The organism is Variovorax sp. efr-133-TYG-130 (assembly GCF_030208835.1).
Lineage (GTDB): Bacteria > Pseudomonadota > Gammaproteobacteria > Burkholderiales > Burkholderiaceae_C > Variovorax.
In genome coordinates, this window is sequence record NZ_JARVTD010000004.1 from 357,884 (window position 1) to 378,482 (window position 20,599).

Genomic DNA, 20,599 nt, shown 5'->3' on the forward strand with positions numbered 1-20,599 from the left:
CCGCGAAAGCTGCGGTCCGTCAACGCCGGGGCACCCCCGCTTCCATCAGCAGCGTCTTGGGCTCCAGATAGGCGTTCACTCCCCATCGCCCCATCTCGCGCCCGAGCCCCGAGTGCTTGAAGCCGCCGAACGGCGCGCGCGGCTCATGGGACAGCGTGTTGACGAGGACCCGGCCCGCATCGATCTGCCGCGCCACCCGTTCGCAGCGCGCGGAGTCCTTGCCGAGCACGAGGGCGCTCAGTCCGTAGCGCGTGTCGTTGGCGATGGCAATGGCGTCGGCCTCGTCTTCATAGGGGATCACGGTCAGCACGGGGCCGAAGATTTCCTCGCGCGCAATGCGCATCTGGTTGGTTGCGCCGGTAAAGATTGTCGGCTTCACGAACCAGCCTCTGTGCAGTCCCTCGGGCCGCCCTTCACCGCCGACGAGCAGCTTCGCGCCTTCGGCTTGGCCAAGGCGGATGTAGCTCTGCACGCGCTCCCATTGCTTTGCGCTCACCATGGGGCCGATGTCGGTGTCGGCTTTGCTCGGGTCGCCCGACTTGATGTGCGACACCGCTTCCCTTGCGATCTGCTCGAACTCGGCCAGCCGCGCCCGCGGCACGAGAATGCGCGTCCCCGCGATGCAGGCTTGTCCGCTGTTGGCGAAGCCTGCCTGGAGCACGAGAGGCATGACGCTCGCGAAGTCGGCGTCCTCCAGCACCACCGTGGGCGACTTGCCGCCCAACTCCAGCGTCACGCGCTTCATCGTGGCCGCACCGGCGGTCACCAAATGCTCGCCGACGGCGGACGATCCTGTGAACGATATCTTGGCAATGTCGGGATGGCGTGCGATTTCCTCGCCGACGACATCGCCCCGGCCATTGACGATGTTGAACACGCCGGGAGGCAGGCCGGCGTCATGCAGCGCCTCGGCAATGACCTGCGTTTGCAGCGCGCTCATCTCGCTGGGTTTGATGACGACGGTGCAGCCTGCCGCAAGCGCCGTGGCGAGCTTGTTGCAGATGAAGCCCGCATTGCTGTTCCAGGGGGTGATCAGGCCAGCGACGCCCACGGGCGTCTGGATCACCCGCGCGGTTCCCGCCTGCTCCTCGAACGCGAAGGATTCCAGCACTTCGACGGCCTGCTCGATGACGGCGGCCGGATAGGTCGCCATCCAGCGCCCACGCACCGAAGGCGCGCCGTATTCCTCCAGGATGGTTTCCATCAATCGGTCTTCGCGTGCGACGACGGCCCGGTGCATGCGCTTGAGCGCCGCCACGCGTTCCTCGCGCGTAGTGCGCGACCAGGCGGGGAACGCGGCCTTGGCAGCCGCGATTGCGCGCCTTGCATCGTGCGCATCGCCAAGCAGCACCTGGCCGATGACTTCCTCGGTGCTCGGATTGTGAAGATCGAACCATTCCTGGCCGTGCGGTGCGACGAATTCGCCGTCGATGTAGATGCGTTCAATGCGGTGCATGGTGACTCCTTGGAAGTGACTCGCGGCCTTCGGCGCCATGGAAGGAACGGGGGCCCGAATCCGCGGTGACATGGAGTCTAGGAATGGTTTATTGTTCTGATAAGCCGCCTTTTCGTGGATGGCATATCCGGATAATCAGGACAATTCATGCATCGCACAGGAATGACCGAGCTCGAAGTGGTGCTGGCGGTGGCACGCCGCAACAGCTTTCGCGCCGCGGCGCTGGAACTCGGCATGTCGACCACCGCAGTGAGCAGCGCCGTGGCTGGGCTGGAAGCGCGGCTGAAGGTGCGCCTGTTCAACCGTTCTACGCGCAGCGTGGCACTTACCGATGCCGGCCAGCGCTATGTGGAGCGCATCGCGCCGGCGCTTGCCGAGATCCGCAGCGCGGGTGAAGAGGCCGGCACCGGCTCAAGCGTGCCCAGCGGCACGCTGCGGATCAATGCGCCGCAAGGGGCGGCTTTTCTGCTGCTGGAGCCTTTCTTCAGCACGTACGCGCAACGCTATCCGCAGGTGCGGATCGACATCTTGAGCGAGTCGCGCATGGTCGACATCGTGGCCGGTGGCTTCGATGCGGGCATCCGCCTGGCCGAGTCCGTGCCGCAGGACATGATCGCGGTCGCGCTCTCGCGCGACATACGCATGCTCGTGGTGGCAACGCCGGCGTACCTGGCGCGCCACGGAACACCCAGGCATCCGCGCGACCTGCTCAAGCACCAGAGCATCGGCATGCGCATGTCGCACGGCGGCATCTATCACTGGGAGCTGGAGCGAAACGGCCAGAAGCTGCAGATGGACCCGCCCGTGCGCCTGGCGCTCAACGAGATGCCAGCCATCAAGCAGGCGGTGCTGCTCGGCCTGGGCATCGGCTTCATCTCCGAATGGTTCATCGAGGAAGAAATCGCGTCCGGCGCGCTGAAGCCTCTGCTGGTTCCGTGGTGCCCGCCGTTCGGTGGCCTGAGGCTCTACTACCCAGGCCGTCGCTTCGTGCCCGCGCGGCTGCGGGCGCTCATCGACCTGATCCATGAGCTGCGCCTGGCCGCGAACTGAAGGTCGCCACTGCCAGCAAGCCGCCGGACGCAAGGCACTATATTCCCCTGGTGCCCACCACCACTGCCCCCACCCCGTTCGACTACGCCCGCTTCGTCGAGGACCTGAAACAGCGCATCGATGGCGCACGGCTGTCGGCCGCGCGGGCCGTCAACCGCGAACTGGTGGCGCTGTACTGGGACATCGGGCAGGCCATTCATGAGCAGCAGGCGCGCCGCGGATGGGGCGACGCGGTGGTCGACCGGCTGGCGCGTGATCTCAAGACCTTCTTTCCCGGGACGGCCGGTTTTTCGGCGGCGAGCCTCTGGCGCATGCGGCAGTTCCACGCGCTCTACACCGCGCCGGAATTTCTCGCACAGCTTGTGCGAGAAAACGAGCGCGATGCCAAGCGCCCGCGGGCGTCCAAGGCGCTTGCGGTGACCGGCGATCGACAACTCGCACAGGCTGTGCGAGACATGGTGGAGGCCGTGCCCTGGGGCCATCATGTCAACCTGCTGTCCAAGCTCGACGACGCCGGCCAGCGGCTTTTCTACCTCAAGGCCACCGCGCGCTTCGGCTGGAGCCGCAACGTGCTGCTCAACCAGATCAAGGCGCAGGCCTACGAACGGTCGCTGGCCGAGGGCAAGGCGCACAACTTCGCACTGGCGCTGCCAGAGCACCTCGCCGAGCAGGCCGAGGAAGCCCTCAAGAGCAGCTACAACCTGGAATTTCTCGGCATCCGGCGAGAGATCAGGGAGCGCGAGCTGGAAGATCACCTGATCGACAGGCTGCGCGACTTCATCCTCGAGCTGGGCTACGGCTTCTGCTTCGTCGGGCGCCAGTACCGCCTCACGCTCGGGCGCAAGGAGTACTTCATCGACCTGCTCTTCTACCATCGCTTTCTCAAGGCGCTGGTGGCCATCGAACTGAAGATCGGTGCCTTCGAGCCGGAATTCGCCGGCAAGATGGACTTCTATCTCAACCTCCTCAACGAGAAGGAGCGTGCGCCGGACGATGCACCGTCCATCGGGATCATCCTGTGCGCCGAAAAGGACAACCTCGAGGTGGAGTTCGCGCTCAAGAGCAAGTCGAACCCGATCGGCGTGGCCGAGTACCACCTCCAGGGCCGGCTGCCGGCGGAGATGAAGGGCAAGCTGCCGTCCCCGCGCCAGCTGCAGGAGGTGGTGCGGGCCAGCTATCCCGGGCTGGTTTCGCGGGATCGGAGGTCCAGATAGTTCGGCCGACGCAGGCACGCGGGCGCAGCAGGCGGGTGTACGCCCCGAGCCTTTCCGGCACCTGAGCGGCCGCGGAGGCCGATCAGCGCGCCTGGTCGGCCACCGGCCGCACGGCGTGGGTGGATTCGGCGTCCTCGTTGAGGCCGATCCACGCATTGCCGAAGTTCACGGCGTAGAAGTGCTGCTCGGCTTCGCTGCCGGAGCCCGACCAGAACTTGACGGCTGGCGTGTCGGGAAAGCGCGCCGTGTCGATCGTGGGGATGCGGGTCTCGCCTGCGCACCATCGGGGCAAGGTCACGGGGGCCTGCTCGGCGCCCAGTGCAAGCGTGAAGCTCTCTTCCACCAGTCCATGGTCGCATTGCCGCAGGGCTGCCAGTTCCGTGATGGTCGGCAGCCGCCACTGCTCGATGCCTTCGTGGCCCTGGGCATTGAGCGCGTGAACGCGCGCCTGGGCATCCATCAGGCCCAGTGCCTCGGCGTTGCCCACGCAGCGTTCTTCCTTCAAGGTCTGGCCCAAGGCGCATCGCAGCCATCGCAACCCGGTGGTGGGATCGGTCACGACGGCCGCTGTCGTCGGACCGGGTGAAGATGAAGCAGGCTGCTCGTTGCAGCCGACCAGCAGAGACAGCGCCATCAAGGCAACCACGGCCCCCCTCGGCGACCAAGGCTTCGCATTGCGCACTCAAATCCTCCATCGGCGGTAGCCGTCATTCGTTTGTCATGGATACGAAACGTTAAAAACATAACATAAGTACACATATATCAGCAGGCGACGTTTCCATGCCCGAAACCTCCGAGTACTTGAGCGATTTCCGGCCGCGTTTTCGCCAGCCCAGTGCGGCGGATCTCTGCACGGAAGTGCCGTGCATGACGACCGAGGAAACGAACGAGAAAGTGCTGGAAGTCTTCAACCGGCACCGCGACCTCGTCAGCCTGCCGGTGGTGGAGGGAAACCAGCCGATCGGCCTGATCAACCGGAACATCTTTCTCTCGCAGATGAGCAAGCCGTTTCGCGTGGAACTGTACGGCCGCAAGAGCTGCATCGCCTTCATGGACAAGGACCCGCTGATCGTCGATGCGGCGCTGGACCTGGAAGCGCTGACCCTCAAGACCGTGGCGCACGGCGAGAAGGCCCTGTCCGACGGCTTCATCATCACGCGCGAAGGCGAATTCGCCGGTGTGGGCAATGGCCTGCAGCTCATGCGCCTGGTGGCGGACCTGCAGGTGTCGCGCAACCGCCAGATCATGCACAGCATCGAATACGCCAGCGTGATCCAGCGCTCCACCTTGCGCAGCTCGCTCGATGCCTTGGCACGCGCGTGCCCGCAGGCGCACCTGGTGTGGGAGCCGCGCGACGTGGTCGGCGGCGATTTCTACCAGTTCAGCACCGCGCCGGACGGCTGGTTCGCCACCGTGGCCGACTGCACGGGGCACGGCGTTCCCGGCGCCTTCATGACGCTGATCGCCTCCACCAACCTGAACCGCGCCATCGAGCAGCACGGCCCGCGCGACCCCGCCCGGCTGCTGGGCAACGTGAATCGCAGTATCAAACATATGCTGGGCCAGATGGACGGGCAGGACGCGACGCCCGGCTCGGACGACGGCATGGACGCCGCATGCTTCTGGTTCGAGCCCGCAAATGGCCGCCTGGTGTTTGCCGGCGCACGGCTGTCCCTGTTCCTGCTGCGCCCCGACGCCGATGCCCTGGAGCTGGTCGAGGGGCAGCGCAAGGGCGTGGGCTACATGGACACCGAGTTCGACTTCAGCTGGGTCAACCAGGAACTGCTGTTGCCCCCGGGCAGCCTCGTCTTCGTCAGCACCGACGGGCTGATAGACCAGGTCGGTGGTCCCCGCGCCATCGCGCTGGGCAAACGGCGTGTGCGCGAACTGCTGCTCGAGCAACGCGGGCGCACGGCCGCGCAAGTCAACCAGGCCGTGCTGGACGCCCTGCAGGCCTGGCAGGGCGAGCACCATCGCCGCGACGACCTGACATTTTTCTGCTTCCGCACCTGACACGGAATCACCCATGCCCTTCCCTCAGATCGCCGACAAGTACGGCTCCTTCTTCAACGTGGCGCGCCAACACCAGGTCATCTTCTATTACGTCGGCTACTTCTCCCAGCACATCGTGGCCGCCATGTCCGACGCCGTGAAGCTGCAGCTCGAGGTGGCCGGCGTCGCCGGCCCAACCCGGCGGAGGCTGTTCTCGTCGTTCGTGGAAATGGCGCAGAACATCATTCACTACTCTGCCGACACGCTCACCGCCGCGAGCACGCACAGCGGCGAGCTGCGCCACGGCTCGGTCTGCATCCGCCGCGAAAGCGATGGCGGCTTCCTGCTGCTGTGCGCCAATCCCGTGGAGCCCGAGATCGCCGATGCGCTGCGCGCGAAACTGGAAACCCTGCGCAGCATGACGCTGGAAGAGATCAAGCAGGCCTACCGCCAGACACTGCGCGAGGAAACGCCCGAAGGCAGCAAAGGCGCGGGCATGGGGCTTCTCACGGTCGCTCGCGACGCCCGCGAACCGCTGGAGTTCGATTTCGACGCCGCGGACAGCGACGGCGGCGCCCCGGTGTTCTACCTGAAGGCGGCGATCTGACACGCCCAAGCCCGGCAACGAATCGAGATTACAGATGGAAAACCTCTACATCGCCCCGACGCCCAGTTCACCCCAGGTGGACTTCAAGTTCGACACTCGGACACTCAGCCTGCGGGGCGAGTCCTACCCCGAGAACGCAGCCGCCTTCTACGGCGAGGTGATCTCGCGGCTCAAGGACTACCTGGCCCAGCAGAACGGCACCCAGATCGAGGTCAATATCGCGTTGGCCTACTTCAACAGCTCCAGCACCAAGATGCTGTTCAACCTGATCGCGGCGCTCAACGACGCCGTGGAGGCCGGCAACCGCGTCACCCTGAACTGGTACCACGACGAGGACGACGACACCATCCTCGAATTCGGCCAGGAGCTCAGCGAAGACTTCCCCGCGATCGATTTCGCGAGCCATCCCGTGAAGTCGAGCTGAATGGACACCGCCGCACCACCGGACCTGTTCGATGCCGAGAGCCGGGCGCTGCAAGCCGCGCGCGCGGCCTACGACACTTGTGCCGCGACGCAGCCCGCACCCTGCCACCGGGCGTTGGGCGAACTGCTTACCGCCTACGAGCGGCTCCTGCGCGAAACGCGCCGGCTGGTGCGGCGCAGCGATCGCGCCGAGCTCGAGATGAATCAGCTGAACCTGCGCCTGCAGGATCTGGCCGCCGAACTCGAATACCGCGCCACGCACGACCCCCTGACCGGCGTGCTCAACCGGGCAGCCGTCATCGAGCTCGTGAACAGCCATTTCGTGGACGGCGACATCGCGCTGATCGTGCTGGACATCGACCACTTCAAGCGCATCAACGACAGCTTCGGCCATCCTGCGGGCGACCGGGTCATCCAGGCCGTGGTGACCTGTCTGCAGGCGCAGGTGCCGGCGACTGCGCACATCGGCCGTGTCGGCGGCGAGGAGTTCACCGTGGTGCTGCCAGGGCAGCGCGGCGATACCTGCGGGCAGGTCGCGCAGACGCTGCGAAGCGCCATCGAGGCGTACGCCTTCGACTTGCCCGACGGCAGCGGCGTCACGGCCAGCTTCGGCGTTTGCTGGCTTCCGCGCGGCAGCAACTTCGACATCGCCTACGGGCTGGCCGACGAAGCCTTGTACGTTGCCAAGCGCGGCGGCCGCAACCAGGTCGCGCTCGCATCCGGCCACGTGCATGTGCAGCCCGCATGAGGCGCGCGGCTGAGCCGGGGCGGCCGACCCAAGCGAGGCGCCGGACGCCCGACTGGCGCGTGCTCGTGGTGGACCAGGACGCCGATGTGCATGCCGCAGCGCGCGCCGCGCTGCAGGGCCTCACGCTGTTCGAGCGGCCATTGGTGTTCGTGCATGCGTACTCCGGCGAGGAGGCACGCGCGCTGGTGCTGCGCGAGCACGACCTGGCCGTTGTGATCCTGGACGTGGTGACCGAAAGCACGAAGGCCGGCCTGGACCTGGTCGACTTCATCCGCCACACGGCAGGCCTGCGCAACACACGCATCGTGCTGCGCACAGGCGGCCCCGGCCATGTGCCGGCGCTGGACACGCTGCTGCGCTACGACATCAACGACTACCGGACCAAGGCCGAACTCACCCAGGACCGCCTGCTGGCCATGGTCGTCACGGCCGTGCGTTCCTACAAGCAGCTGTGCGCCATCGAGGCCAACAGCCGCAGCCTCGAACTCATCGTGCGCTCCAGCGCCTCCTTGCTGGAGGAGACAGACCTGCGCGCGTTTGCCCGCAGCATCATCACGCAGCTCGCCGCGTTGCTGGGCGCGGCCGGCGACGGCCTGGTCTGTGCACCCGGCATGCAGCAGGGCAGTCCGTACCGCGTGATGGCGGCGGCTGGCCGGTTCTCAGGCCTCGTCGATCTGCCGCTGGATGCGGTGCCGCAGCTGCCCGAGTTGTCCGGCCTGCACCTGCTGCGCCGCGCGCTGGCGCTCGGCTGCAATGTCTACGGCGACGAAGGCGGGGTGGCCCTGCACATCGGACGCAAGGACGAGCAGGACATGGCCGTCTTCATCGACACGACCGGGGTGCGCGGCACCATCGACCGGCAACTGCTGGACGTCTTCTGCGTCAACCTCAGCACGCTGCTGCACAGCCGGGGACTGCTGGAGCGGCTGCATGAATATGCCTACTACGATCCGCTGGTGCGCCTGCCCAACCGCACCCACTTCGTCGAGGAGGTCGACGCCTGTGCACGGCAAGGCAGGCGGGACCACATCCTGGCGCTGGTCGACATCGACGATTTCAGCGCCACCAACGATGTCATGGGCCACCGATTCGGCGACCGCCTGCTGGAGACCGTGGCCCGGCGCCTGGCCGACGCATTGCCGGCCGGCATCATGCTGGCCCGCCTGGGCGCCGACACGTTCGGCGTGCTCGGCCCGGTGGGCCAGGTGTCGCCGCCGCAACTGCTGGAGTGCGTGCGCCAGCCGCTCGCGGTCGACGGCGTGCCGCACAAGGTCTCGCTGACCTGCGGCTACGTATTGCTTCCGGAAGATGCGCAGGCCGGCGTCGACCTGGTCAAGGACGCCACCATCGCGCTGAAGCGGGCCAAACGTGACCACCGCGGCCAGCACCTGCAGTACTCCGGCCACATGGGCACCGAGGCGCGCGCCCGCGCCTTGTTGCTGTCCAACCTGCGTGCCGCGATCGACAACCGGCAGCTGTTCCTGGTCTATCAGCCGCAGATCGACCTGGGCACCTGCGCGCTGGTGGGCCTGGAGGCACTGCTGCGCTGGCGTGCCGAGGACGGCAATCTGGTGCCGCCGGACCGGTTCATTCCGGTGGCCGAGCACTCGGGGCTGATCGTGGCGCTCGGGCAATGGGTGTTGTCCACGGCCTGCATGACCATGCGCGAGCTGCTGGACACGGGGCGCGCGCCGCTGCGCATGGCCGTCAACGTCTCGACCGTTCAGTTGCAGGACCCCGGCTTCTTCGAGAGCGTGTGCGCGGCGCTGGCGCACAGCCGGCTCCAGGGCCATCACCTGGAGCTGGAGATCACCGAATCCGTGGCTGCGCTGCCCACGCAACTGCTCGAATCCACCCTCACCGCCTTGCGCGCCCAAGGCATCTCCATCGCCATCGACGACTTCGGCACCGGCTATTCGTCGCTGAGTTACCTGGAGCGGCTGCCGCTGGACCGCATCAAGATCGACGGCACTTTCGTACGCCAGCTCAGCGAGACACAGGGGGCGCGCATCGCGGAGATGGTCGTGCAACTGGGCCGCAAGCTCGGCCTGCACGTGCTGGCCGAAGGCATCGAGGACGCCGCGGCCTGGCAGGCGCTGCTGGCCATGGACTGCAACGAAGGCCAGGGCTACTGCATCGCAGCGCCCATGGACAAGGAGGCTTTGTCCTGCTGGCTGCAGGAGCGGGCAGAGAAAACCCCCTGCCCGGCAGCTTGCTGATGGTCGGCAAGGCGCCTTCCTGCTCAGAGGTCTTCGCTTCCCAGCAACATCTCGTTGATGCCCTTGCCGACCTCCACCACGGGGAAAACGTTCTCCGTCGGATCGATGCGGAAATCGAGAAGCACGGTACGGTCGCGCATGGCCCGGGCTTCTCGCAGCGCAGCTTCGATATCGGCCGGGCGTTCGATCAGCATGCCGACATGGCCGTAGGCTTGCGCGAGCTTCACGAAGTCGGGCAAGGCGTCGAGATAGCTTTGGCTGTATCGGCCCTCATGGCTGATCTGCTGCTGTTGCCGGACCATCCCGAGATAGCGGTTGTTCAGAAGAACGATCTTGATCGGCGTGTCGTACTGCAGGCAGGTCGACAGCTCCTTGGTGCTCATCTGCACCGATCCGTCGCCGACGATGCAATAGACCTCGCTGTCGGGCCTGCCCATCTTCACCCCCATCGCGAAGGGGATGCTCACGCCCATGGTGCCAAGCCCACCTGAATTGATCCAGCGCCGCGGCTTCTCGAAGCGGAAGTACTGCGCGGCCCACATCTGGTGCTGCCCGACATCCGATGCGATGTAGACATCTTCATTGCGGGTGATGTCGCACAACGTCTCGATGACGCGCTGCGGCTTGATGACGTATGTGTTGCCGCGATCGTAGTCAAGGCAACGCCGGGCGCGCCACGTCCCGATCGCCGACCACCATTGCGCCATGTCCTGCGGCGCGGGCCGAACGTCCGAAGCATCGAGCAGCGACAGCATTTCCACGAGAACAGTCTTGACGTCCCCGACGATGGGAACGTCCACCTTCACGCGCTTGGCAATGCTCGAGGGATCGATATCGATGTGAATGATCTTGCGCTTGCCTTGCGCAAAGTGCTCCACATTGCCGATGACCCGGTCGTCAAAGCGAGCCCCGATGGCCAGCAGCACGTCGCAGTCCTGCATGGCGTTGTTGGCCTCCCAGGTGCCGTGCATCCCCAGCATCCCGAGAAACTTGGGATCCGACGCCGGGTAGGCGCCCAATCCCATGAGCGTGCTGGTGACCGGGAAACCCAGCCGGTCGACCAGCGTGCGCAGTTCGTCGCAAGCACCGCTGAGGATCACGCCCCCACCTGTGTAGACATAGGGACGCCTGGCGGTCAGAAGCAGTTGCAGCGCCTTTCGGATCTGTCCGCCGTGTCCCTGCAACGTGGGTTTGTACGACCGCATTTCCAGCGTTTGCGGGTAGCCCGCATGGATGATCCTGCTTGCCGACACGTCCTTCGGAAAGTCCACGACCACGGGGCCTGGACGACCGCTGCGCGCGATGTGGAAGGCCTTCTTCAAGGTCTGCACGATGTCGCGCGGATCCTTGATCAGAAAGTTGTGCTTCACGATCGGGCGCGTGATGCCGACCGTGTCGCACTCCTGGAACGCGTCCTGCCCAATGTCGCGGGTCGGCACCTGGCCGCTGATGACGACCATCGGGATCGAGTCCATGTAGGCCGTCGCAATGCCGGTCACGGCATTGGTCAGGCCCGGGCCGGATGTGACGAGCGCCACGCCGACATGGCCCGTGGCACGCGCATAGCCGTCGGCCGCATGCACGGCCGATTGCTCATGCCGGACCAGCACATGCTGGATCTGCTGCTGCCTGTGCAGGGCGTCGTACACATGAAGAACGGCACCGCCGGGGTAACCCCACAGGCAGGCGACACCCTCTGCCTGAAGGCATCGGATGAGGATTTCAGAGCCTGTGAGCTCTTCGCTGGATGCGTCGTGTGAAGCCGGCGCGGCGGATGTTTCGCGCGGCAATGCCGCGGCTGCCGGGATGTGCCCGGCGGGGAAGTTTTGCATGGTCTACCTTTGTGAATTTCTCTGACGAAATACCTCGGGTGCCCCTTCTCCCGACCCTTGTGAGGTGGTGTTGGGACCTTGGACCCAGCGGCCATGGACGCAATGCTTGCTGCGCCGGACCGGGATCTGTCTGCCGTTGAAGTGCAGCGGCGATTATCTCCGCATCGGTCGTTCGTGCAGTTCGCGTTGGGCAATGGGATCGCGGATCTTCGAGCTGCCCCTGTTCGATCTCCTCGATGGCATCGGAAAGACGCCGGCCCCGCGTCTCAACGAACGCAGTCCGCCCGCGCGCAGGCGAGCTGCACCGTGAAGGGCCCGCCTGCCGGCATGCCATGCGCCTGCGCCGCGCGCAGCAGGCCCTCGTGCAATGCCTCGTCGACCACCTCGACGCTCGCGTTGCAGCCCCCGCAGCGCAGGCGCACCGTGCTTTCTGGCGTTTGCGTGCGCCGCAGCCGGTGCACCGCGCGCGCGCCGCCCAGGCCGCGCTCCCATTCGCGCTGCACGAGCCTGGCTTTTTCCAGCTCTTTGATCACGCGGTAGACGCTCGCCAGGCCGGTGGCCGTGCCGCGCTTGAGCATGCGGCGAAACACTTCCTCGCCGCCGAGCCATTGGGAATCGCTTTCCGCCAGCGTCTGCAGCACGCACAGACGGATGACGGTGGGCCGAATACCCAGGCTGCGCAGTTGCTCTGAAAAGCCGCTGCTCGCCGGCACCTGCGCCCCGTGCGTGCCTGACACTGCCGTCGACTTGCGCACCTTCCGCTGCCGCCCGTGTTGCCGTGCGTTCAGGCCGCGAGGCCTGGCGCCGGCGCCTTGGTGTCCTGCGCGATGCGCCCGGCCTTCATGTGGACGATGCGGTCGGCCACGTGGAAGTAGCGGTCGTCGTGCGAGATGACCACCAGCGAATGCCCTTTGGCGCGCAGCTCGGGCAACAGCTCGGTGTAGAAAAGGTGGCGGAAGGTCGGGTCCTGGTCGGCGGCCCATTCGTCGAACACCAGCACGGGGCGGCCTTCCAAATAGGCGTGCACCAGCGCGAGCCGCTTGCGCTGGCCCGTGGACAGATCGGTGGTGCTGAACGCGCCGTCCTTCACAGACACCTTGTGCGCGATCTCCAGCCGCTGCAGGTAGGGCAGCGCGGTCTCGGGCAGCGCCTGGTGGCCGCCCTCCTCGCCTGCCACGAGGTCCTCGAACAGATAGAAGTCGGAGAACACGGTGGTGAACAGCTGGCGGTAGTCGTCGCGCGTCTCGGGTGTGATGGGCTTTCCGTCGAGCAGGACCTCGCCCTGCTGCGGCACGTAGAGCCCGAGCAGCAGCTTGATGAGCGTGGTCTTGCCCGAGCCGTTGTCGCCCACGACGAAGACGATCTCGCTGCGCCCGATCTGCAGGTCGACCGGCCCCAGCGAGAAGGCCTCGCTGCCCTCTGGCGTGTCGAACGCGTAGCGCACGCCGCGCAGCTCGATGGCGTTGCGCAGCGGCGGCGAAGTCGGCGGGGAGCCGAGGTGCAGGTGCGGCTCTGGCGTGGCGAAGCGGGCCGACAGGTCGGCGATGCGCTCGAACGCCACCCTGGCGCGGCCCAGGTGTGGCAGGGCACCGACGATCTGGTCGATCGGCCCCTTGATGAACAGCAGCACGAGCACGAAGCCGCTGAGCACCACCGGGTCGGTCGTGCGCCAGGCGGCCCAGCCGAGGATCAGCGCGATCAGCAGAAAAAAAAGTGCCGAGCCGAAGGACGTGGCCAGCACGAAGATGTTGATCGCGCGGCGGTTGATGTCGCGGATGTTGTCGACTGTGCGGGCGATCTGCCCCTCGTACACCCTGGCGCGGCGGGCACGGTGCATGCGCAGTTCCTTGGCGCCTTCGCTGATGCCGCGGTAGGCCTTGTGCAGCAGCTCTTCCTGTTCGCGCGACTGGAAGAAGCCCGCGATGCCACGACCGTGGGCCCAGGTCTGGACTGCCACGCCGATCAGCATCGCCACCACCAGCAGGCCGAACAGCGGCAGCGACAGCCACGCGAGGTAGCCCAGGCAGCCCAGCGCGATGGCCAGCGAAATCATGGTGGCGGCCAGCATGAAGGCCACGTCGCTGATCATGTCCACGTCCTGCGTGAGCACGGGCATCAGCCGGTGCATGCGGTAGCGCTCCAGCGCATCGATGGGCGCCGCGAGAATTTTCTGCGCCAGGTCCTTGCGCACCTGCGCGACCAGCCGCTGGCCCACGACGTTGTTCGAGATGTCGGACACCGCGCGGCCGACGAGCGCCAGGGCGCACAGCGCGACAAAGGTCAGCAGCAGGCCGCCGGCCATGCCGCCGGGTCGGCTGAGCACCTCGTTGATGGTTGCCAGCAGCGCCACGGTGGCCACGCCCGCTCCGATGCCGGTGACGGACGAGAGCGCGATCCAGGGAGTGAAGGGTTGCAGCAGCCGAAGCAGGTCGGACGCCTTGGCGCTGGCGGGTTGGGTTTGCATGACGGGTAAGACGGTCCGGCGGCCGGAATGTTTAGCGCGCGCCGGTGCCGCTATTGCAGTGTCGATTCGTGCCTGGATTCCTCGCCGGACGCGGAGCCGACCATTGCTGCACCGGCCAGCGCCCAGAGCGTCAGCGCCTCGTCGAACGCACGCACATGCTTCGCATCGCGCCCCAGCCACAGGACCAGCTTTTCCGCGCGGTCAAGCGACGGCGCGTCGTGCAGCGCGCGAAAAAGCCGCCAGGCCTCGCTGAAAGCCGGATCGGAAGGAGCCTGGTGTCGGGAGTTCATCGCATTCGGGAGGCCGGATTGCTGTGGATGCGTGGATAGACGCGACCCGCCGCCGTATGTTTAGCGCGTGTCATCCGCGCGTCGCAATTTCGTGGACCGGTGCGCCGCACTAAACCCGGGGGCGCCCGATCCGTCTCCATCTGCGATGAGCTTCATTTGCGCGGCTGCGCCTTTTCGATGATTCCCCTGCTGGTGCCGATCTTCCAGGGCGAATGGGCGGCCTACGGCGAGGCGCTGGCATGTGCGCCGCAGCCACCGGCCGGCGCGCTGCGGGTGGCCGACCTCGTCGCCGATCCCGCGCTGCTCGCCGGGCTGCTGCAGGCGCACGCGCGCCACCTGCGGGTGCGCAAGCCCGACCTGCGCCCGGTGGCCTCGGCCTGGAGCATGCATTACCTGAATGCCCTGCTGCCACCGGTGACGGCGGCGGCCAGCCTGCTGCAGCACGTCTTTCCGATGGCGCCGGCGCAGGTCTGGCTTTCATTGGCCGAAGGGTCCGTGCCGCGACGTTTTCACATTCCGCACGAAGGGCAGCCGTTTCCGGGCGCCGACACGGCGGCGCGCTACGCAGGACTGCTCGGTGAGCACCTGGCCCCGCTCTTCGAGCAACTGACACGTCTCACGCGCATTGCGCCGAAGATTCTTTGGGGCAACGCGGCACGCTATCTGGAGCCCGTGCTCGAACAGGGACTGGCATTGAGCGGACATGCGCCAGCCATCGCGAAAGACCTCCAGTACCTGCTGCATCAGCCGCGCTGGGACGGCGAGGACAACCCGATGTTCGCGGTGCAACGCAAGGTCGTGCGGATGCACTCGGGCATGCCCGAGCATCTCTCGCTGCACCGGCAGTGCTGTCTCTACTACCTGCTGCCCGAAGAAGGCTATTGCGGCGCATGTCCGCTGGCGCCGGAATCCCGCAAGACGGCTGCCTAAACAAACGCACTGGCCGCGCGTCATTTGCGGTTAAGCATCCATTCATCGGTGCCACTGCAATTCCCCATGCCACTGCATCCCGATCTCGAAGCCTTCCTCGAACTGGCCACTCTCGCCGAAGAAGACGGGCGCCCGCCGATGTGCGAGATGTCGCCCGCGCAGGCCCGCGAGAGCTACGACCAGTCGACCTTGGCGCTGGACGGCGTCGGCCCCGACCTGCCGGTCGAGGACATCGCCTTTCAGGCGCGCGACGGCGCGACGCTGCGGGCCAGGCTCTACCGGGGCGTCGCTACAGCGGCGCCGCTGCCGACGCTGCTGTATTTTCACGGCGGCGGTTACGTGGTCGGCGGCCTCGACTCGCACGACGCACTGTGCCGCGCGATCGCGCTGCGTACGCCCTGCGCGGTGCTGGCGGTCGACTATCGGCTAGCGCCGGAGCACAAGTTTCCGACCGCGTTCCACGACGCCGAGGACGCCGCGGCGTGGCTCCTGGCGCACGGCGGCTCGCACGGCCTCGATACCACGCGCGTGGCCTTCGGCGGCGACAGCGTCGGCGGCACGCTGGCCACCGCCTTGACACTGGCCGCGCGTGAAGCCCGCCGCCAGCAACCGCTGCTGCAACTGCTGCTCTATCCATGCACCAGCATCCGACAGGACAGCGCCTCGCACCAGCGTTACGCGCGCGGGCATCTGCTCGAACAGCGCACGCTGCAGTGGATGTTCGACCACTACCTGCGCCGCGACGAGGATCGGCAGGACTGGCGCTTCGCGCCGCTCGCCGCACAAGACCTGTCGGGCCTGGCGCCCGCGCACATCGTGCTGGCGGAGTACGACCCGCTGGTGGACGAGGGCAAGGCCTATGCGCAGCGACTTCAGGCCGCCGGCGTGCGCACACAGCTGGACGTGCACGAGGGCATGGTCCACGACTTCGCGCGCCTGAGCCAGGTGGTGGAGGAAGCCGACACGCTGCGCACCGCGATCGCGCGGACGCTGGCCGACGCGTTCTGCCCTCCGGCCGTCTCCGCAGCGCCGATCACGCCGGCTTCGATCGGTGCCTGGGTGTTCCATGCGCATCCTGATGGCCATCCGCTCGAAGTGCGGCTCGACGGGGCACGGCTGACCGTCGGACCGCAGGCGAGCAAGGAAGGCGCGAGCCAATGGGCGCTGCGCGAGCAAGCCGATTCGCTGCGTCTGGAATGGCCGGGCGACAGCGTCACGGAACCCGAGGAGCCTCATCTGCTGGCAGCGATCGAGGCGGCCTTCGTGCGTCACCCCGGGCATGGCCTGCTCTTGCTGCAGGTGCCTGCGTCGCGCATCGCACGGTTGGTGGACGCGGGTGCGGCAAGCGAGGCTTCCGGTTCGCGGCCGGCGATCGTCTCGCGCGAAGCCTTCTGGCAATTGCCTCGCGTGTGGCAGCGCAACCCGCGCGAGCCCTTCGCGCAGCGCTACACCATGAGCCAGGGCAAGCGCCATCCGTTGCGCCCGGCCAAGCCATCGGGCACCGTCTACCGGCGCCACATTCCGTGGCTGTCGCAGACGCTGACACTGGACGCCGTCGACATCGAGCGCGACCTCCCAGCCTTCAACCGCTGGATGAACGACCCGGTGGTGGCCCACTTCTGGGAGGAACAGGGCGACCTCGCCAGGCACCGCGCCTACCTCGAGGCCATTGCCGCCGATCCGCGCGTCACCGGGCTCGTCGGCCGGCTCGACGGCGAGGCATTCGGCTACTTCGAGGTGTACTGGGCCAAGGAAGACCGCATTGCGCCCTTCTGCGACGCCGGTGACCACGACCGCGGCTGGCATGCGCTGATCGGCGAGCCGCGCCTTCGTGGCAAGCCGTTCCTCACGGCGTGGATGCCTTCCGTGTCGCACTACCTGTTCCTGGACGACTGCCGCACGCAGCGCATCGTGATCGAGCCGCGCGCGGACAACCACAAGATGATCAAGAGCCTGGGCCGCTGCGGCTATGCCCACGTCAAGGAGTTCGACTTTCCGCACAAGCGGGCCATGCTCGGCGTGCTGCTGCGCGAACGCTTCTTCGGCGAGGCCCTCTGGATTCCCCAAGGGGAGTCGAGCATTTCGCCAACTTCGGCCAAGGGCGCCGAACTTCCCATCGAGGACACCCCATGCAAATCCATGACCTGATCGGCGTCGGCTTCGGCCCGTCCAACATCGCCCTGGCGATCGCCCTCGACGAGAAACGCCACCACGGCCAGTTCGTGGATGCGCTGTTCATCGAGAAGCAGCCGGGCTTCGTCTGGCACAAGAACATGCTGCTGGACAACGCGCACATGCAGATCTCCTTCATCAAGGACCTGGCGACACTGCGCAACCCCGCAAGCCGCTTCACGTTCCTGAACTATCTGCACGAAAAGCAGCGCCTGCAGGACTTCGTCAACCTCAAGACTTTCTTCCCGAGCCGCCACGAGTTCAACGACTACCTGGGCTGGGCTGCCGCGCAGTTCGAGGACCGCTGCGCCTACGGCGAGGCGGTGTTCGAGGTGCTTCCGGAGATGCGCGGCACGGATGTGCAGCTGCTGCGGGTGCGCTCGCGCGAAGCGGGCGGCGCCGTGCGCGAACGGCTGGCGCGCAACCTGGTGGTGAGCGTGGGTGGTGTACCGAACGTTCCCACGCGCTTCCTGCCCTTCAGGGACGACGCGCGCGTCTTCCATTCGAGCAGCTACCTCGAGGCGATTGCCCGGCATCCGGATGCCAAGCGCATCGCCATCGTCGGCGCGGGGCAGAGCGCTGCCGAACTCTTCATGGACCTGCAGAGCCACCCGAACAAGCCCGCGGTCGACCTGATCATGCGGGCCCGCTCGATCAAGCCGTCGGATGACAGTCCCTTCGTCAACGAGATCTTCAATGCCGACTTCACCGACTTCGTGTTCAACCGCTCGGAGCCCGAGCGTGCCGAGCTGCTGGAGGAGTTCTGGCACACCAACTATGCCGCGCCCGACCTGGAATTGATCCAGCAGATCTTCAACGTGTTCTATCGCCAGCGCGTGGCCGGCGTGGCGCGCCACAGCTTCCTGCGCCGCCACGAGGTGTCGGCGGTGCGCGCGGCCGCCGACGGCATCCACCTGGCGCTGCACGACATGAACACCGGCCGGCGCGGCAGCCAGGCTTACGACGTGGTGATCCTCGCGACCGGCTACAAGCGCGACGGCCACAAGGCGCTGCTCGATCCGATCGCGCCGTACCTGGGCGACTTCACGGTCGACCGCCACTACCGGCTGCAAGCCGCACCGGAACTGAAGCCGGCCATCTTCCTGCAAGGCGCCTGCGAGATGAGCCACGGCCTGAGCGACACGCTGCTCTCGGTCACGGCGATCCGCTCGGATGAGATCGGACAGGCGCTGCTGAATGCGAATCCGCGGCCGGCGGCTCAAGCGGCAGAACGCGCGCCTCAGGCGGCAGCCGTTCTTTGAGATTTGCTGTTCCTCGGACGCGGCTCGGTGATACACTCAATAAGAATAGTTCTTATTAACACCCGTCCCCGGGTTCACCGAAGCGCAATGTCGGCACCGCCAGCATGATCGACGCCCGGTATCCGGGGCTTATCGTCGATGCTTGCGAGAAGGCGGCCGGATGCGCGACCTCGTCCAGGAACTTGTAGCTCACTATGCGGACTTGCGCCGGCAGCTGACTCGCGACCTGAGGGATCCCCACTACGCGGCCGACATCGCGCAGTCGAGCTTCGAGCGGGTGTACGCGCAGGCCACGAAGCCGCGTGGTGCCGCGTGCGACGACGCGACCGGCGGCATCGAATCGCCGCGCGCCCTGCTCTTTCGGGTGGCCCGCAACCTCTGCATCGACGAGGCGCGCCGCCGCAAGGTGGCGCAGGAATGGGTCGGCACGCACGCCACGCTCGGCACCCACCTCGTGGCACCTTCCAGTGAATTCATCCTGGCGCAGCAACGCGTGCTTGCGCGCGTGGTCGACACCATGGAAAAGCTCCCGCCGCGGCGACGCGAGGTGTTTCTGCTGTTTCGTGCCTACGGCCACACCCGCGCCGAGATCGCCGAGCGCCTGAACATCACCGAGATGGCGGTGGCCAAGCACCTGCTGCGCGCCACCATCGATTGCTCTCGGGTGTTCGCCGAACTGCGCGCCGAACTGATCGAGCCGCAGCACGTGCACAACCACGCAGGCTTCGACACTGCGCTCGCCGAAGACTTCTCGTGAGCGGCGGCATGGCGATCGGCGCTCCGCGCGAACGGCTGATCGAGCGTGCGCTCGCGCTGATTGTCGAAGGCGAGATCGCGCCGGGCGAGGCCGCGCAGCGCGCCCGCGCGGCCATGAACCAGTGGCGCAGCAAGTCGCCGGAGCACGCGGCGGCCTTGCTGGAGGCGCGCCATCGCTGGGACGCGCTCGGCGGCATGGCAGGCGAACTGCGTGCGCACTTCGACGATCCGGCGGCCGGCATGGCGGCAGCGGCGGCGCAATCCGGCCGGCGGTCGCAGCGCCGCAAGATCCTGCTTTCCATCGCAGGGTTGCTTGGCGGCGGCCTGGTCGCGGGCCGCGGCGTGCAGTGGTATTGGCAGCAGCCAGTTTTTCAAGCGGCCTACAGCACCCGCACCGCCCAGATGCTGAAAGTCACGCTCGCGGACGGCGGCGGCAACGCGGCGGGCAGCCAGCTCGACATCGCGCCGCAAAGCGCCATCGACGTCACGCTGTACCGGCAGCGCCGCATCGTCGACATGTCTCGCGGCGAGGTGCGCTTCGAAGTCGCGCACGATACGCAGCGCCCCTTCCTGGTCCGCACGCGTGCAGCCGTGATCGAGGTGGTCGGTACGGTGTTCACCGTGCGCGACCGTGGCGGGCCCGTCACCGTGGGTGTGGAACAGGGCCATGTACGTGTGCAGGTCCATGCCCGTCAGGGCGATGGAGCGTCTTCTCGGAACGCGCCGCAAGCCATCGACCTGCGCGGGGGTGAACTCGTGGAGGTGCAGGATGGCCATGCCGACGCGGTGCGGCAGGCCGATATCCGGGCCATGTCGGCCTGGCGCGACGGCTGGCTGGTTTTCGACAACACGCCGCTGGGCGAAGCGCTGGCGGTGGTCAACAGCTACCGCGCCAGTCCGATTGTCAGCGCCAGCGAGCGCATCGACGCGCTGCGCCTGTCGGGCCGCTTCCGCGCCAACGACTCGGCCGCCTTGGTGGCGGTGCTGCCGACGATTCTTCCAGTGACGGCCGTCTCCCGGGCGGGTGGCGGCGTGGAACTGCAGCCCCGCTGACAACGAACTGCGCCGGGCCTCTGGCGCGTCGTGCCTGAAACAGGCTGTCTCTGTTTGACGAGTTCAAACGTCTTACTTTGAGAAGCGCCAGGGACCCGATCAATTCGGGGGCTCTGCCGCCCAAAAGTACG

General features: G+C 66.8%; 17 protein-coding genes and 2 pseudogenes. 13 read left to right on the forward strand and 6 right to left on the reverse strand.

Going from position 1 to position 20,599, the window contains the following annotated elements; genetic code table 11:
* Window positions 1-19: 19 nt before the first annotated feature.
* A complete protein-coding gene (locus QRN67_RS08150; protein WP_285411390.1) occupies window positions 20-1,456 on the reverse strand; it encodes an aldehyde dehydrogenase family protein in 1,437 nt (478 codons plus the stop codon).
* Window positions 1,457-1,603: 147 nt separating this feature from the next.
* Here QRN67_RS08150 and QRN67_RS08155 point away from each other — a divergent pair, with 147 nt between their 5' ends.
* Together QRN67_RS08155 and QRN67_RS08160 are read left to right on the forward strand one after the other, a co-directional pair.
* Window positions 1,604-2,506 (forward strand): LysR family transcriptional regulator, encoded by a 903-nt coding sequence (locus QRN67_RS08155; protein ID WP_285411391.1) that lies wholly within the window; start codon window positions 1,604-1,606, stop codon window positions 2,504-2,506.
* 50 nt (window positions 2,507-2,556) lie between these two features.
* Window positions 2,557-3,720, forward strand: a complete 1,164-nt coding sequence (locus tag QRN67_RS08160; RefSeq protein ID WP_285411392.1) for a PDDEXK nuclease domain-containing protein — start codon at window positions 2,557-2,559, stop codon at window positions 3,718-3,720.
* A gap of 82 nt (window positions 3,721-3,802) precedes the next feature.
* Here the strand turns inward: QRN67_RS08160 and QRN67_RS08165 are convergent, their stop codons facing one another.
* Window positions 3,803-4,279, reverse strand: a complete 477-nt coding sequence (locus QRN67_RS08165; RefSeq protein WP_285411393.1) for an Lcl C-terminal domain-containing protein — start codon at window positions 4,277-4,279, stop codon at window positions 3,803-3,805.
* Between the two features lie 221 nt (window positions 4,280-4,500).
* On the opposite strand from QRN67_RS08165, the gene QRN67_RS08170 reads away from it, so the two are divergent.
* The 5 genes from QRN67_RS08170 to QRN67_RS08190 are packed head-to-tail and all read left to right on the forward strand — an operon-like array spanning window position 4,501 to window position 9,709.
* Window positions 4,501-5,733: a SpoIIE family protein phosphatase gene (locus QRN67_RS08170; RefSeq protein ID WP_285411394.1), complete on the forward strand. Its 1,233-nt coding sequence runs from the start codon at window positions 4,501-4,503 to the stop codon at window positions 5,731-5,733.
* 13 nt (window positions 5,734-5,746) lie between these two features.
* Window positions 5,747-6,319: a SiaB family protein kinase gene (locus QRN67_RS08175; RefSeq protein ID WP_081267779.1), complete on the forward strand. Its 573-nt coding sequence runs from the start codon at window positions 5,747-5,749 to the stop codon at window positions 6,317-6,319.
* 34 nt (window positions 6,320-6,353) lie between these two features.
* A complete protein-coding gene (locus tag QRN67_RS08180; protein WP_081267780.1) occupies window positions 6,354-6,743 on the forward strand; it encodes a DUF1987 domain-containing protein in 390 nt (129 codons plus the stop codon).
* Window positions 6,744-7,490 carry a GGDEF domain-containing protein gene (locus tag QRN67_RS08185; protein WP_285411395.1) on the forward strand — a complete coding sequence of 249 codons (747 nt, stop codon included), beginning with the start codon at window positions 6,744-6,746 and terminating at the stop codon, window positions 7,488-7,490. It abuts the gene before it with no gap.
* The gene (locus QRN67_RS08190; protein WP_503010879.1) at window positions 7,487-9,709 is read left to right on the forward strand and encodes a putative bifunctional diguanylate cyclase/phosphodiesterase; all 2,223 of its coding nucleotides are present in this window, start codon (window positions 7,487-7,489) and stop codon (window positions 9,707-9,709) included. The genes QRN67_RS08185 and QRN67_RS08190 overlap by 4 nt, the downstream gene beginning before the upstream one ends.
* Before the next feature lie 23 nt (window positions 9,710-9,732).
* Here the strand turns inward: QRN67_RS08190 and QRN67_RS08195 are convergent, their stop codons facing one another.
* The 4 genes from QRN67_RS08195 to QRN67_RS08210 form a co-directional block, all read right to left on the reverse strand.
* Window positions 9,733-11,541 carry an acetolactate synthase 3 catalytic subunit gene (locus tag QRN67_RS08195; RefSeq protein ID WP_285411397.1) on the reverse strand — a complete coding sequence of 603 codons (1,809 nt, stop codon included), beginning with the start codon at window positions 11,539-11,541 and terminating at the stop codon, window positions 9,733-9,735.
* 266 nt (window positions 11,542-11,807) lie between these two features.
* Window positions 11,808-12,278 (reverse strand): Fur family transcriptional regulator, encoded by a 471-nt coding sequence (locus QRN67_RS08200; protein ID WP_285411398.1) that lies wholly within the window; start codon window positions 12,276-12,278, stop codon window positions 11,808-11,810.
* A 47-nt stretch (window positions 12,279-12,325) separates the two neighbouring features.
* On the reverse strand, window positions 12,326-14,005 hold the full coding sequence (locus QRN67_RS08205) for a cyclic peptide export ABC transporter (protein WP_285411399.1): 1,680 nt from the start codon (window positions 14,003-14,005) through the stop codon (window positions 12,326-12,328).
* Between the two features lie 50 nt (window positions 14,006-14,055).
* Window positions 14,056-14,295, reverse strand: a complete 240-nt coding sequence (locus QRN67_RS08210; protein ID WP_285411400.1) for a hypothetical protein — start codon at window positions 14,293-14,295, stop codon at window positions 14,056-14,058.
* A gap of 177 nt (window positions 14,296-14,472) precedes the next feature.
* Here QRN67_RS08210 and fhuF point away from each other — a divergent pair, with 177 nt between their 5' ends.
* From fhuF to QRN67_RS08235, 6 genes and pseudogenes are all read left to right on the forward strand, one after another.
* Window positions 14,473-15,225, forward strand: coding sequence for a siderophore-iron reductase FhuF (gene fhuF / locus QRN67_RS08215; protein ID WP_285411401.1), 753 nt, complete (start codon window positions 14,473-14,475; stop codon window positions 15,223-15,225).
* A 66-nt stretch (window positions 15,226-15,291) separates the two neighbouring features.
* Window positions 15,292-16,230, forward strand: a pseudogene (locus QRN67_RS33295) (alpha/beta hydrolase); the annotation flags it as partial.
* Between the two features lie 546 nt (window positions 16,231-16,776).
* A pseudogene (locus QRN67_RS33300) lies at window positions 16,777-17,373 on the forward strand (GNAT family N-acetyltransferase); the annotation flags it as partial.
* Window positions 17,355-18,659, forward strand: a complete 1,305-nt coding sequence (locus QRN67_RS08225; RefSeq protein ID WP_285411403.1) for a lysine N(6)-hydroxylase/L-ornithine N(5)-oxygenase family protein — start codon at window positions 17,355-17,357, stop codon at window positions 18,657-18,659. The pseudogene QRN67_RS33300 and the gene QRN67_RS08225, both read left to right, overlap by 19 nt.
* A gap of 160 nt (window positions 18,660-18,819) precedes the next feature.
* Window positions 18,820-19,416, forward strand: coding sequence for an RNA polymerase sigma factor (locus QRN67_RS08230; RefSeq protein WP_285411404.1), 597 nt, complete (start codon window positions 18,820-18,822; stop codon window positions 19,414-19,416).
* Between the two features lie 8 nt (window positions 19,417-19,424).
* On the forward strand, window positions 19,425-20,468 hold the full coding sequence (locus QRN67_RS08235) for a FecR family protein (RefSeq protein ID WP_285411405.1): 1,044 nt from the start codon (window positions 19,425-19,427) through the stop codon (window positions 20,466-20,468).
* The last annotated feature ends 131 nt before the right edge of the window (window positions 20,469-20,599 follow it).

Coding starts and splice junctions, on each gene's coding strand:
- QRN67_RS08225 (WP_285411403.1), top strand. CDS start 17,355: ATGCAAATCCATGACCTGATCGGCGTCGGCTTCGGCCCGTCCAACATC.
- QRN67_RS08195 (WP_285411397.1), bottom strand. CDS start 11,541: ATGCAAAACTTCCCCGCCGGGCACATCCCGGCAGCCGCGGCATTGCCG.
- QRN67_RS08205 (WP_285411399.1), bottom strand. CDS start 14,005: ATGCAAACCCAACCCGCCAGCGCCAAGGCGTCCGACCTGCTTCGGCTG.
- fhuF (WP_285411401.1), top strand. CDS start 14,473: ATGATTCCCCTGCTGGTGCCGATCTTCCAGGGCGAATGGGCGGCCTAC.
- QRN67_RS08235 (WP_285411405.1), top strand. CDS start 19,425: ATGGCGATCGGCGCTCCGCGCGAACGGCTGATCGAGCGTGCGCTCGCG.
- QRN67_RS08175 (WP_081267779.1), top strand. CDS start 5,747: ATGCCCTTCCCTCAGATCGCCGACAAGTACGGCTCCTTCTTCAACGTG.
- QRN67_RS08185 (WP_285411395.1), top strand. CDS start 6,744: ATGGACACCGCCGCACCACCGGACCTGTTCGATGCCGAGAGCCGGGCG.
- QRN67_RS08150 (WP_285411390.1), bottom strand. CDS start 1,456: ATGCACCGCATTGAACGCATCTACATCGACGGCGAATTCGTCGCACCG.
- QRN67_RS08155 (WP_285411391.1), top strand. CDS start 1,604: ATGCATCGCACAGGAATGACCGAGCTCGAAGTGGTGCTGGCGGTGGCA.
- QRN67_RS08210 (WP_285411400.1), bottom strand. CDS start 14,295: ATGAACTCCCGACACCAGGCTCCTTCCGATCCGGCTTTCAGCGAGGCC.
- QRN67_RS08230 (WP_285411404.1), top strand. CDS start 18,820: ATGCGCGACCTCGTCCAGGAACTTGTAGCTCACTATGCGGACTTGCGC.
- QRN67_RS08190 (WP_503010879.1), top strand. CDS start 7,487: ATGAGGCGCGCGGCTGAGCCGGGGCGGCCGACCCAAGCGAGGCGCCGG.
- QRN67_RS08170 (WP_285411394.1), top strand. CDS start 4,501: ATGCCCGAAACCTCCGAGTACTTGAGCGATTTCCGGCCGCGTTTTCGC.
- QRN67_RS08180 (WP_081267780.1), top strand. CDS start 6,354: ATGGAAAACCTCTACATCGCCCCGACGCCCAGTTCACCCCAGGTGGAC.